This is a genomic window from Domibacillus tundrae (assembly GCF_000970675.1).
GTDB lineage: Bacteria > Bacillota > Bacilli > Bacillales > Domibacillaceae > Domibacillus > Domibacillus tundrae.
Genome location: NZ_LAJA01000020.1, coordinates 37,903 through 50,709, shown reverse-complemented (window position 1 = coordinate 50,709; position 12,807 = coordinate 37,903). Strand labels below are relative to the sequence as shown.

Genomic DNA, 12,807 nt, shown 5'->3' with positions numbered 1-12,807 from the left:
GTTAATTGTTGAAAAAGTACTTAAAGACCGGCAATATGAAATGGATATTGTCGTGACATTCATTCGAGGAGAATATGTGAAGCCAATGAAACGCCCAAGCGAAGAGGCTGAGGAGAGTGAACGAGATGCCGTTTACTCCCATTTGTTTATTTTATGCAGTATAAATAAAACGCAAGAATCAAAAAAAGAATTGCTTTTTGACTATATCGGGAAGGAATTCAGGTACAATGTTGTGATAGATCCTGTCATCAATCTCGATGCTCCAGTAGCAGGGTTTCTTTTTCCCTGCTTCACCGATAACGCTGCGGATGTCAGCCACATTCTATATTCAGCAGGCAAAGCACACGAGCCTGATCATCAGTTCGTAGAGGAAGTATTAAATGGTGAAGAGAAGATGACTGCAAAAGGGGATAAAACCGCTTTTGAGGAAATTGTAAAAGACGTAATAGGTGATCAACTAAACACGTCAACACTCTCCAATGTATATGAAGAAATTAACCGTGTGATCGAAGAAATTGAAGATGAAGAAACGCCAAAATTAGACTACAAAGACGTAGAACATATTTTAAAGATGAGCGGACTAGAAGATGTAAATACAGAAAAGGAAGAGTATAAAAAGCAGAAAGAAGAAATCATAAAAGGTGTAATAAAAGCGATGTAAAAGAGTTTATTGAGAAAATGGGCAGTTTTTTTGAACAATGAGATGGAGGCTTTTTCTTATAGTGATGAAAGCATGTGTCACCGAGGTGGACATCTATTCATAAAGCCTTTATATTCCAGGGAGTTATACATTCTTTTAAAAAAGTAACCGACCCGGAAGGAATTTTCGATACATATATTGTTTTTATAAGAATGTTCTAATTATTACAACATTTTTTAATAATATAAATAGTATTGTAATATACAGAAAAAATATTATAATACTATTTATTAGAAAGACAGTTGTCTTTTTCAGGTGGAATAAGTTGGGGAGAGGTTGAGGTTGGTACATATTTAATAAAAGTCGGCTATGATTCAATCGTATCTATTTGTAATAGATTTCTTTCTATCATCAGGGTATAGGAAAGGAATAGCTCAACAGGAGCAATGTTACAATTTTATCTTAAACTAATGGGGGAACATGTATGAAAAGTATACTGCAGAAGTGGAATCAGGTAAGCCTGGTCAAACAAATCATTATAGGTTTGATTATTGGTATTATCCTGGCTGTCACGATTCCGGAAGCAGCAAAACCAGTTGCCATTTTAGGCTCTTTATTTGTGGGTGCTTTAAAAGCCGTTGCGCCTGTTTTGGTACTCGTCCTGGTTATGTCGGCCATTGCTCAGCACAAAAGCGGCCACCAGACAAATATGAAATCGATTATTGGCTTATATCTTTTAGGAACGTTTTTGGCAGGCTTAATCGCCGTTATTGTCAGTTTTATTTTTCCTGTCAGCTTATCGCTTGCAGAGGGCGCTGAAGGTGTTGCGCCTCCTAGCGGTGTGACAGAAGTCTTGAAGACATTACTGCTGAACGTGGTTGATAATCCGGTAAATGCGCTTGTGAATGCGAACTATATCGGGATTTTAGCCTGGGCGATTGTTCTTGGTTTGGCGCTAAGAAATGCCGCTGACACAACAAAAACGCTCATTTCGAATTTTTCGGATGCGGTATCGAAAATGGTTGCATGGGTGATTAAGTTTGCGCCACTGGGAATCATGGGTCTAGTCATTGAATCGATTACAACAAATGGACTTGAGTCGCTGCTCAGCTATGGGAAGCTGCTTGCCGTGTTGATTGGCTGTATGGTTTTTGTGGCGCTGGTTGTTAATCCAATCATTGTGTTCGCAGTGATCCGCCAAAACCCTTATCCGCTTGTGTTTAAGTGCTTAAAGGAAAGCGGAATTACAGCGTTCTTTACACGCAGCTCGGCTTCAAATATTCCGGTTAATATGAGATTATGTGAAGATTTAGGTTTGGATAAGGATAGTTATTCAGTCTCTATTCCATTAGGTGCAACGATCAATATGGCCGGTGCCGCTGTTACGATTTCTGTATTGACACTTGCAGCGGTTCATACGCTAGGGATCCAAGTGGATCTTCCTACAGCAATCCTCCTTAGCGTCGTTTCAGCTATATGTGCCTGCGGTGCTTCAGGGGTTGCTGGAGGATCTTTATTACTGATTCCTCTAGCATGCAGCTTATTTGGAATCCCGGGTGATATTGCCATGCAGGTCGTTGGCGTAGGTTTTATCATCGGTGTGTTGCAGGACTCGTTTGAAACGTCCCTTAACTCGTCCACAGATGTTCTTTTCACCGCAGCAGCTGAATTTAAAGAGTGGCGTAAAGAAGGGAAAAAAATAGACATCCATAAAGCAGGATAAAGAGAAATCCTTTTATCTGCGATTGAACGGTCCCTCCAACTGTTAGTTTAACAATTGGAGGGGCCGTTTTTATGGGAAAATAATTGATTGCCGGCAAAACCGGCGGCCAGAAACGTATATAAAAAGCAACGACTTTTGCATTCTTAATGACAATGTGAGCAATGTAGCAGAGGATAAAAAGCTAGGTACTCGGTGAAAAACCGAGTCCTAGGCGGTCCTTGTTTTAAGGGGTACCTACAATAATTCATTCAAAGTTTCTTTCAATATATTTTTCTTCTTCATATGGCGCCAATACTCCCGTAGCTTTACCTACCTCGCCGTCTAAAAGTTGCCATACGGTGTTATGGTCTTGGTCAGCGTTTCTGAAATCTCCGGCTTTCCATCGGTTCAAAATGCTCAAATATACGTCTGCATTTCTATATGTATCTTGGTTGGCGAATACCACCTCCATTAAACGGTCAATTCTTTCAGGTGTTATTTGCAAAGCGCCACGTTTTTCATCCGCTTTTACTTTCTGATGGGACATAAAATGAATGGCCTCTCTTACTGAATATTCGTCCATATTCGAAGGGAATTCTTCTTCAATGCTTTTTGCAGTATTAAAAAAATCAGCTCTTTTTTCAGCAGCTTCATTGTTTTCATCGGCAATTTCATCTTGCTCCGGTGTCGATGGAAAAGCAGCACTGAAATAATAAAGGGATGCAGCCGCAATTAATGCGGCAATTAAGCTTCCTAAAACAATGACTTTAACCGTTTGTTTTTTCATAGTTATCGGATTCCTTTTATAGTGGTTTTTAGCCAATCTTTAATCAGCTCCGGTGATTTTAAACTCCCATCAATCTCCGCTCAATTAAATCAGCAGCCGTATTATTAAATAACCCGATTTTAGGGACTAATCCGAAACATTTCTGCTGTTCTATCGCTAAAGCTACAGTACCTACATCTTCCAATAGGTTCAAATCCTAAATATAAAAATCTAATGTCTTCAAAGCTAGCCACTCATTTTTAGTAGTCCGAATGAAAAATAATCTATGCAAGCAATAATAGCATTTGGAACAAAATAATCCTTCAATATATTCACTCCCACATATTAGTAATATATCACTTTAGAAGCATAATACATCACCATGTAGCTCTCAACCTTTTTATTAAATAGCCTAAAATCGTCCTAAATGTAGTAGAAGAATGTTTTAGTGGTGCGTTTAGTTCGAGGTCATCGTTATAAAGATATATATAATTGGGCAAAAACCTCAAAAGGGAAAAAGATGCGCCAATCGAACGTAGTGAGAGTGGCAAGGGTGAGCAACTCATTGCGAATCTATTACTTCATTAATGATTAAATGCCGAGAATAAACGGAAAGACTGCAGGCTTGTTTGAAGTAGCTGGAGAGCGGTTCATTAGCCGCTTCACGAAGTTTAGTCACCAGTACCTTGTCTTTTTTGATAATGGACCAGTATGAATACTGAAGCAGGAAGCGGTGCAGATCATTAGCAGCTTGGTTATAGGATGAATCTATGGTCAATGCTCTTAGTCCTAGGATCGCAAATGATGGTATAAGGATTAACAATCCAAGTTCTTGGAGTAACCGAACGACAGGGTTCAACTTGAAAAAGGACGGATTTTTTTATTTGTGAAAGCTGCACATTAAAACGATGCTTGAATATTCTAGGTAATAGAATTAATACTCGAACTTGGAAAGAGGTATAGTATGATTCAACTATCAGGGATGCCCTTTCAACAAAGTGACAGGTGGCCGTCTGGCAGCATTGAAAGTATGATCATTCAACGGATGAATGAAGATACAGTCGTTTACTCGTATCGATCTATAGACGAATTATCATTTGAGCTTGAGTTACGAAAAAATATCATAGTAAGTGCAAGAGCCATGAATCAAAGCATGATGGAGTTTGAAGTATTTGCAAACTCCCGTTGTAATCCTCAATACTGGGATTTGACGCGTACCGGCGGATTCCTGCTGCGTCTTGGTGTAAAACCATCAGAAGCGATTCAAGATATCTACATGAACAGCTCACAATATGCGTTTGAATGTGCAACGGCAAAGGTCATTATCTATTATTATGCGGTTCTAAACGTTATAGGTGAATCCTTATTTAACCACCTATTTCAAAACATCTATTTATACAGCTGGCATACGGATCCTGACCTCGGGATAAAAGCAGCGTATACAGGCCATTTTTTGCCTGGAGATGTCGTCTATTTTGAAAATCCGGACTTCGATCCGCCAACCCCTCAGTTGAGAGGAGAAAATGCCGTTGTTCTAGGAGATGGTACGTATTTCGGACATGGATTAGGAATAAAGACAGCTGACCAAATGATTCATGCTCTGAATCAAATGAGAATCCCGGGGACAAATCAATCAGCCTACCGGACAAATATAGTTACAAGACCATCTTTTAAAAAGTTGGCGAAACTTTCGATGGCGCAGCCAGGTTATTCGATTCATAAACCTCAACATATGGTCGCCCAGCACCACGAAAGTTCAATTCCATTTGATCGATATGTGTTCTATTTATAATCGCCAGCCCAAAAGTGTTGGTTTAACATAAAATTCGATCAAAGTACGGATGAAAACGTTGATTTATCAATAAATAAAAGAATCTGTTTTTGAAAAAAATTGATGAAAAATAGGGCGATTCCACTTCATCTTAGAAAAGGAGACAACAAAACTTAATAGGACAGAAAAAAGCTCTCATGATCAAATGAACTTTTCAAAATCGTCTCTTTTTGAGGGGGTTTTTTTGTGTTTAACGATACTGACTTTTTATTTAAAACGCAGGGGGAAATGATATTTTATTGTTCTTTATTAAGAACTAATGATATAATTTTGTTCATTATAAAGAATGAAAACTCGGAACATGCATAGCAGCGAAAATCAACTTAAGGGCCAGGGCATTTTATATAAAAGAAGTGATCATTCACGAAAAAACGAAGAAAAAATAAGCGAAGTAAACAAGATAAGGAAGAAAAAATCTTCATTTACTTCGGAGCGGTTTGTGAGTCATCGATCTGCTTTAAAACAAGTTTGAGTGTGTAAAGAACATAGCCGGGCTTCATTTTATCGCCGGCAGGCTCTTCATGCACCGGCATTAAAAGAAGCAGGAGGCGAGAAAGGTGAAGAAACCTCAAAATCTCCATATACGTGTAAGAAATGCAGAATCAAAAGCAAAACAGGGGCAATCGAGTAAAAGGTTGCTGGCTTTACTGATCTTTTTCTCTTGTTTATTTCTTTTGTATACCGCATTTGTTTTAGATCATTATTTTTTTCACTTTACAGACACGTTCACGGAAGAAAACGCTGCCGATGCCTCTAAAGCAATACATGATTCTGGACCTGTGTATGAGGGAAAAGCAGTTTCACAGCAGGGAACGAACATTGCTCAAAAAGGCGGCGCATTGCTGCCGGTTGATGTAACGAATCGAAAGCATGTGGAGTGGCTCGTTGTAAACAGCGCGATTGTGCATTTTTATGGAGAAAAAAAACGCTATCCTGTTTCGCTTGAGGAGTTAGCGAGGTCGTATCCTAATAACTGGATTTCGTATGTTCCTAAAGGAATGACATACAAACGAACGAGCCGAAGCTATACTCTTTTTTTAGCAGGTAATTCTCTTGATGCTCGAAAAGGACTGGTGGAAATTCTCGTTTATCCAAGTGTGCACAAATTGGCGCTTTCCTTTCATGGCAGGCCGATTGCTGTTTATTCGGCAGCTACAGGAAAAAACGGAATGCCGTTTTCCTCTTCATATGTAACAGAAAGAGTAGTGGAACCGAACGGTCCAGGCTCCCCGTTTGGCACTAGAGGGCTTGTACTGGAACAACAAGTAGCCATACATGGAACAAACAAGCCTTCTTCGGTCGGGAGAAGTGTGTCAGGGGGCTGCTTTCGCTTGTTGAATGACCATATTGAAGAGTTGTATCCATTTGTCCCAAAAGGAACACTTTTAAAAATATCAGACGGTGCTCCTGCTGCTTTGTCCCTGCCTGGAGCAATTCCGCTTGTGTTAACGGGAAAATCACTGGAAGGTGAAAAAAACCCAGGTACCCGGTACAATTGGCGAAGATAATGAAAGATGGAATTAGTAAGGATTGGAACAGCTTTGCATAAATTCTTTAATTAAGTTGATTTTATTAGTAACAATTAAAATTTTTTTCTAACAGGAGATGATAGTATGCCCAAATTAACGGTTTCAGGGCTGGACACGTTTGAAGTTGAAACAGGAAAGAAGCTGGTGCTGGCGTTAGAAGATAATGGTGTAGATATCCTGCATCGATGCGGCGGCAAAGCCAGATGTACAACGTGCCGAGTAGAAATATTGGAAGGCAACTTTGATGATTTAACCAATATCGAAAAAAAAGCATTTGATGAAAAGGGATTGGTTGATGATCATATACGTTTATCTTGTCAAGTTCGGGTAAATGGTGAGATGACTGTCCGCCCCATTATGACAGTGCAAAACAGCGGCATGGATCCAGGTCCAAGACCGGCTGAATAAGCTGTAAAAGGATTATGTGCTGCTGCTTGGTTCGCACTAACAATTTGATGAAACGTCATCGATACGTACTAAATAAAGGAACCCGTTTTGATGACCAAGAGATCGCTGGTTTGGACGCAGCAGGAATGATACAACAAAAACCCTTGCAAATCCTTACCGGCAAGGATTTGCTGTAAAAGATTACTTTATTAGAGGCGATCTTTTTTGCTTTTTATTTCAGTTCATTTAAAGGGCGTCATCCATAGTTGGAAAGGGTATAATGACTTAGAAGAAGCAGACACTAATCGGGGCTGCCTTGCGTTAGAATGAAATGCCGTGATTTATGTGTATGTAAAAAAATATTCGGAAACAAAAAGACAAAAGCAGAAGAAGGGGGATATGATGACACAGAAAAAAGAAACGATCAAAACAGGATGGAACTTCGATAATCGTTATGCCCGTCTGCCGGAATCCTTTTTTGCGCGTCAAGACCTGAATCCTGTACGCTCACCGAAGCTGGTCATGCTCAATGATTCGCTGGCGGCATCATTAGGATTAAACGCCGAAGCGCTGCAAAGCGGGGAGGGCACAGCAGTATTTGCGGGTAACCGGGTTCCGAAAGGTGCTTCGCCGCTTGCCCAGGCGTATGCAGGTCATCAGTTTGGGCATTTTACGATGCTGGGGGACGGCCGGGCTTTGCTGCTTGGCGAGCAGATCACGCCCGATGGTGAACGGGTTGATATTCAGCTCAAGGGTTCAGGCCGGACGCCTTTCTCCCGCGGAGGAGACGGAAGGGCCGCACTTGGGCCGATGCTGCGTGAATATATCATCAGCGAAGCGATGCATGCGCTCGGTATTCCTACCACCCGCAGTCTGGCCGTTGTAACAACCGGTGAGACGGTCAGCCGCGAAACGGGACTGCCAGGTGCGGTTTTAACCCGTGTGGCGGCCAGTCATTTGCGTGTTGGCACGTTTCAATTTGCGGCAAATTGGGAAGGCGGGAAGGGGCTCCAGGCATTGGCTGACTACGCACTAGAGCGTCATTATCCAGACATTGAAGCGGATGAAAACCGCTATCTTTCGCTCCTTCAGGAAGTGATCAAGCGCCAAGCCGCACTCATTGCCAAATGGCAGCTCGTTGGCTTTATCCATGGAGTGATGAACACCGACAACATGACCATTAGCGGAGAAACGATCGATTATGGCCCGTGCGCCTTTATGGATACGTATGATCCGGAAACGGTATTCAGTTCCATTGACGTTCAAGGCCGCTATGCGTATGGCAATCAGCCGATGATTGCCGGGTGGAACCTCGCGCGATTTGCGGAAACCTTATTGCCTCTTCTCGATGAAAATCAGGAAAAAGCTATCGACCTGGCCGAGGGTGCGATTTCAGATTTTTCTGCGTTGTACGACACTCATTGGCTCGCCGGAATGAGAGCGAAACTTGGACTATTTAATGAAGAGCCGGAGGATAAATCCCTTGTTGAAGACCTTCTTGGTATGATGCAGAAGAATCGTGCGGACTATACGAATACCTTCCGCGCTTTAACGTTTAATAAACATGAAGATACGGTTCTGTCTGGAACCGAAGAATTTACTCAGTGGAATGAGCGGTGGCAGGCGAGACTAGGTCGGCAGGAGGAATCGAAAGTCTCCTCAGCTCAGTTGATGCAAAACAGCAATCCTGCGGTCATTCCCCGGAACCACCGGGTAGAAGAAGCATTGGAAGCTGCAGTGGAAAAAGGAGACTACAGTGTGATGGAGCGGCTGCTTGATGTTCTTTCAAGCCCCTATGCGTATTCGCACGAACAGGATGATTACGCCAAACTGCCTCCGCAATCACTTCGTCCTTACCGAACCTTTTGCGGAACCTAATATAAGGAGCATGAGGGACGGCTCTTTCTGCCCCCAGTCGGAATCATAAAAAATGATATAAATCCATCTTGCGAAAATAGCAAGGTGGATTTTTTGTGGCTGAAATGATTTTCCCTGAAAAATGGGGTATTTTCCTGCCTTGCTTCCTTCTGTGCTTTATTGATTTAACGGAGCGGGGGACTGACACCAGAATATCATCTCTCCCGCTTTTTTACATAAAATGATGAATATAAAATAAGGGAGCAGAAAGGTTGAAGAAAAGCTATCTCGATTTTTCAGCAGAGTCTGGTATAGGCGGGACCCATCCTGGTGGTTTTTCTTTGACCAAAGAAATCTTCTTAAGCCGCCTTGATCTTCCAATAGGGGCTTCCATTCCCAATTCAAGCAATGACATTGAAAGATTTGATTGCGTCTGCACCCGTCTTTCAAAAAGGAATGTCGCATATTCATTTAGGTGATAACTTTACACGAATCTTTTTTAGAAATTCTGAATACAAGCATACTTTAATAAATATGAATACTCCCCACCTTTCGGATGGGGAGTATTCACTGGTTATAGTTATTTAATTAGAATTGGTGCAACTCTATGTTTAGTTGCTTGTTCATATGCATAAGCCATACCTATAAGACTAGGTTCACTCCACATTTTACCAAAGAAGGCCAGAGCAAATGGGGAGCCATTTTCGTAATAGCCGGCCGGAACTGTGATCAGTGGCAACCCGCTGATATTGATTTCAGAGATAGTTGTTGATTTTACAATTTCAACTTGAAGCGACGGAATCGCTTCAGGCATCTGAGGAAAAACGAATCCGTCTAACTCATGTTGTTCCATCACCGTATTAATGATGTGCAGCAACTCCGCTTTCACTTTATCAAATTCCTTCAAATCTGGCAAAACATTTGGATCAGCCGATGCTGTTTCAGCATTGATGATATCAGAAACTAAACGTAATGGACCTCCTTCTGCCCAAGGAACTTCGCCTGCTTTTTCAAATACGCTTTTAATAGAAAGTTCTGGATTTAAATTTTTAAAGTATTTTTCAAGGTCATGAAAGAAGGTTTCCATTCCGATAAATCCATTCTTTGACTCCATGTATTCAGCAAAACCTGTCCCGGCAAAAGGATCGGTTATCACTTCTGCACCTTGTTTTTCTAATTCCTCAATGGCAAGAGCATACAGTTCTTGTGTTTCTTTTGAAAGTTCTTCTGTACGCCAACCGGGTCCATACAATCCGACTCGTTTTCCCTTAAGCGATGTCGCATCAAGGAAAGCTGGGTATCCAGCTTCAGGAATATTCCCTTTAGCAGCTTCTGTTTTAACGTCCTCTTCAGAATATCCAGCCATTACATTGAGCATAATGGCAGCATCTTGAACGGTACGAGCGTGAGGTCCTAAAACATCTCTGGTACTGCCTGCAAGGGGTGTCACTCCAGTTGATGGAATTAATCCAAATGATGGCTTAATTCCAACCAATGATTGAGCTGCAGCAGGAACCTGGATCGAACCCGCCGTTTCTTCGGCTACACCAAGAACAGCAAAGTTACCTGAGACAGACATAGCAGTACCACTGCTGCTTCCGCCAGGTGAAAGCTCACGGTTTACCGCATTATAGGTGGGACCATTCCAACTATTGTTTGCATTATAGGCACAGCTGAAGGCAGGAATATTTGTTTTTCCAAGAATGATGGCACCCGCTTCTTTTAGTCTTGTTGTAACGAGTGCATCCTTTGCAGGCATTAATTCAATTCCTCCGCTGCCTTTGCTAAGAGGAGCCCAGCCAAATGTAGACGGGTATCCTGCAACATCGACGGCTTCCTTAATGACAATTGGTATTCCTGCCAGCGGTCCGAGTGTTTTCCCTTCTTCACGCAAACGATCCATTTCTTTTGCTTCTTCTAAAGCATTAGGATTCATAAAGGTAAAAGCATTATAAGTATCCCCGAATTGCTCTATTCGATTTAGAAATGACTCAACAACCTCCTGTACCGTAAATGCGCCCTCCTGATATCCTAATAACAGTTCATTCACGGTCACTTCTTCAAAACGAAAATCTTCTTTAGTGGATTTTAGTAAGGTACTGTTTTTCAAATGCTTTACCCCTCTCCATTGAATGAATTGTTTGAGAACAAAATCACAGCCTTCACTCAAGCTGGAATTTTTTCTCGCTTTTCTATCTTATATTTGTTTACTATTTTTAAAAATGAAATTGGTAGATAATCTAACACGGAAAATAGATGAGTTTGATAAAATTCCAAGCCGATGTCAATTAAGGCCTGGTTTTGGAACCATTTTAATCATTGAGGCACTATTTTGCCGAGGAATTTATTACATTGTTATCCAAATCATCTATTTTTCAATTTTTATTGCTGACTGAAGATTAACTTGGAAAAAACGTGTGCATTCTTTTCCATGAGATAAACTCTGCATGTTAATAAAAAACCTGTTAATTTTTATAACAAGCTTACACTTACTTTCAAGGCAGCAGCGCTATAATGGTGTATTAGTTAATAGGTCACTTACTAATAGAAAGAAATGAGCTTAATGCCGGGATATTCATAATATTTATATGTGGTGCCACTAATAGAAAGAAAGGATACTTTATATGGATATTGAATCCCTGCAGTCCTTTATTATGGTTGTTCGAGAGAAAAGCATTTCGAAAGCCGCACAGTCCCTTCACGTTAGCCAACCGACTTTAAGCTCAAGAATTCATAAATTAGAGCAAAATCTAAATTTTAAACTGATCGAAAGGAGCTGGAAGGGCGTAGAACTAACCAGGGAAGGAAAGTATTTTTTGCCTTATGCTATTGAATCTTTGCACAATATCAGTAATGTTAATGCTGTTTTAACAAGTATTTTAAGCAAGGAAGTAAAGAGAACGTATCAGGAAGTAATTAACAACCCTGATCAGCTCCAAATTGGAATTGAATCATGGTTAGCGCCATGCTTTATCAAATTTATTCTGGAGGAGCTGAAAGAGATGCCAGAAATAAAGTATAAGATTATTACTCATCCTACACCCATTATTATGGAGCTGCTGGAATTAGGAGTCCTTGATTTTGGGATATTTTATGGTGGTAAAGAACGGATTAAACAACTTTCTGTCCCAATCATTGACGATGAAATGATCCTTCTCTATAGTTCAAAAGAGCGGGAAATTAAAAGTGATTTTTCAAACATGCGGTACATGATCTAGAAGCATTCATGAAGAATCCATCCTGCGAAAGAGGCAGGATGGATTCTTCATGTGTGAAATACTACCATACTGATTTTCACCTCAGCCGCTTTTTTACATAAAATGATCCATGTAAAACAAGGAATAGTTTAGATAGAAAAAACAAAAGAGCCTGAACCAGTGATTCTGTTCAGACTCTTTCTATTTTATAATAAAGCTTCAATATCTTTTTCAATATCAATAATGTCGGTAGTGGCTTCAAAACGATGAAGGACATTGCCATTTCGATCTAATAGGAACTTTGTAAAATTCCATTTGATTGAATCACCAAGCATATAATGCGGAACTTTTTCGCTAATAATAGAATTTAATATTCTTGATACTGGATGAAATTGGTTAAATCCTTTAAATGGCTTAACCGCAGTTAAGTAATTAAATAGAGGATTGGCACCTTCATCTCTAACTTTTATTTTAGAGAACATTGGGAAATCGACTCCATAATTAAGCTTGCAAAATTGATTAATATCTTCATTACTTCCAGGTTCCTGATCATCGAAATGATTGGAAGGAAACCCTAATATAACAAATCCTTTATCCTTATATCGAGCGTATAATTTTTGTAAATCTTCGTACTGATATGTAAATCCACATTTACTAGCGGTATTTACGATCAGAACAACCTCCCCTTTGTACTCTTCTAATGAACGTAAATTGCCATTTATGTCTGATGCTTGAAAATCAAAGTCATAGATACTCATGCTAGTTCTCCTCTTGTTGTATTTTTTAGGTCTGTAGACCCATTATACTATATAATCTTTTTGAACGCCCGTCTAAAGTAATGTTCATATAGTATTGTTCTGAAAGACCTGCTGTTGCACTGTCTTACCTCTTTTATCAT

The 12,807-nt window shown here is 40.4% G+C and carries 10 protein-coding genes and 1 pseudogene; 8 read left to right on the top strand and 3 right to left on the bottom strand.

Annotation, left to right across the window (positions count from 1 at the left end; genetic code table 11):
• Positions 1 to 4 precede the first annotated feature (4 nt).
• Both VQ00_RS15050 and sstT read left to right on the top strand, forming a co-directional pair.
• Positions 5 to 625: pseudogene (locus tag VQ00_RS15050) on the top strand (DUF4317 family protein); the annotation flags it as partial.
• Positions 626 to 1,124: 499 nt separating this feature from the next.
• Positions 1,125 to 2,363 (top strand): serine/threonine transporter SstT, encoded by a 1,239-nt coding sequence (gene sstT, locus VQ00_RS15045; protein WP_046180944.1) that lies wholly within the window; start codon positions 1,125 to 1,127, stop codon positions 2,361 to 2,363.
• A gap of 244 nt (positions 2,364 to 2,607) precedes the next feature.
• Here sstT and VQ00_RS15040 read toward each other — a convergent pair whose 3' ends face one another.
• The gene (locus VQ00_RS15040) at positions 2,608 to 3,129 is read right to left on the bottom strand and encodes a DUF6241 domain-containing protein (RefSeq protein ID WP_052728587.1); all 522 of its coding nucleotides are present in this window, start codon (positions 3,127 to 3,129) and stop codon (positions 2,608 to 2,610) included.
• Between the two features lie 943 nt (positions 3,130 to 4,072).
• Between VQ00_RS15040 and VQ00_RS15035 the strand changes: the two genes are divergently transcribed.
• The 5 genes from VQ00_RS15035 to VQ00_RS18670 all read left to right on the top strand — a co-directional run bounded on the left by VQ00_RS15035 (position 4,073) and on the right by VQ00_RS18670 (position 9,191).
• Positions 4,073 to 4,900 (top strand): protein-glutamine gamma-glutamyltransferase, encoded by an 828-nt coding sequence (locus VQ00_RS15035; RefSeq protein WP_046180943.1) that lies wholly within the window; start codon positions 4,073 to 4,075, stop codon positions 4,898 to 4,900.
• Between the two features lie 596 nt (positions 4,901 to 5,496).
• Positions 5,497 to 6,447, top strand: a complete 951-nt coding sequence (locus VQ00_RS15030) for a L,D-transpeptidase (RefSeq protein ID WP_046180942.1) — start codon at positions 5,497 to 5,499, stop codon at positions 6,445 to 6,447.
• A gap of 105 nt (positions 6,448 to 6,552) precedes the next feature.
• Positions 6,553 to 6,876: a 2Fe-2S iron-sulfur cluster-binding protein gene (locus VQ00_RS15025; RefSeq protein WP_046180941.1), complete on the top strand. Its 324-nt coding sequence runs from the start codon at positions 6,553 to 6,555 to the stop codon at positions 6,874 to 6,876.
• 381 nt (positions 6,877 to 7,257) lie between these two features.
• Positions 7,258 to 8,733, top strand: a complete 1,476-nt coding sequence (locus VQ00_RS15020; RefSeq protein WP_046180965.1) for a protein adenylyltransferase SelO — start codon at positions 7,258 to 7,260, stop codon at positions 8,731 to 8,733.
• Positions 8,734 to 8,984: 251 nt separating this feature from the next.
• Positions 8,985 to 9,191 carry a hypothetical protein gene (locus VQ00_RS18670; protein ID WP_156154083.1) on the top strand — a complete coding sequence of 69 codons (207 nt, stop codon included), beginning with the start codon at positions 8,985 to 8,987 and terminating at the stop codon, positions 9,189 to 9,191.
• Between the two features lie 101 nt (positions 9,192 to 9,292).
• Here the strand turns inward: VQ00_RS18670 and VQ00_RS15015 are convergent, their stop codons facing one another.
• Positions 9,293 to 10,822, bottom strand: a complete 1,530-nt coding sequence (locus VQ00_RS15015; protein WP_046180940.1) for an amidase — start codon at positions 10,820 to 10,822, stop codon at positions 9,293 to 9,295.
• Positions 10,823 to 11,336: 514 nt separating this feature from the next.
• Here VQ00_RS15015 and VQ00_RS15010 point away from each other — a divergent pair.
• On the top strand, positions 11,337 to 11,930 hold the full coding sequence (locus VQ00_RS15010) for a LysR family transcriptional regulator (RefSeq protein ID WP_046180939.1): 594 nt from the start codon (positions 11,337 to 11,339) through the stop codon (positions 11,928 to 11,930).
• Positions 11,931 to 12,115: 185 nt separating this feature from the next.
• Here VQ00_RS15010 and VQ00_RS15005 read toward each other — a convergent pair whose 3' ends face one another.
• Positions 12,116 to 12,667 (bottom strand): glutathione peroxidase, encoded by a 552-nt coding sequence (locus VQ00_RS15005; protein WP_046180938.1) that lies wholly within the window; start codon positions 12,665 to 12,667, stop codon positions 12,116 to 12,118.
• Positions 12,668 to 12,807 lie beyond the last annotated feature (140 nt).

Excerpts from the sequence above, each read along its gene's own strand:
- VQ00_RS15020 (WP_046180965.1), top strand. The coding sequence starts at position 7,258 with ATGACACAGAAAAAAGAAACGATCAAAACAGGATGGAACTTCGATAAT.
- VQ00_RS15010 (WP_046180939.1), top strand. The coding sequence starts at position 11,337 with ATGGATATTGAATCCCTGCAGTCCTTTATTATGGTTGTTCGAGAGAAA.
- sstT (WP_046180944.1), top strand. The coding sequence starts at position 1,125 with ATGAAAAGTATACTGCAGAAGTGGAATCAGGTAAGCCTGGTCAAACAA.
- VQ00_RS15005 (WP_046180938.1), bottom strand. The coding sequence starts at position 12,667 with ATGAGTATCTATGACTTTGATTTTCAAGCATCAGACATAAATGGCAAT.
- VQ00_RS15040 (WP_052728587.1), bottom strand. The coding sequence starts at position 3,129 with ATGAAAAAACAAACGGTTAAAGTCATTGTTTTAGGAAGCTTAATTGCC.
- VQ00_RS15025 (WP_046180941.1), top strand. The coding sequence starts at position 6,553 with ATGCCCAAATTAACGGTTTCAGGGCTGGACACGTTTGAAGTTGAAACA.
- VQ00_RS15035 (WP_046180943.1), top strand. The coding sequence starts at position 4,073 with ATGATTCAACTATCAGGGATGCCCTTTCAACAAAGTGACAGGTGGCCG.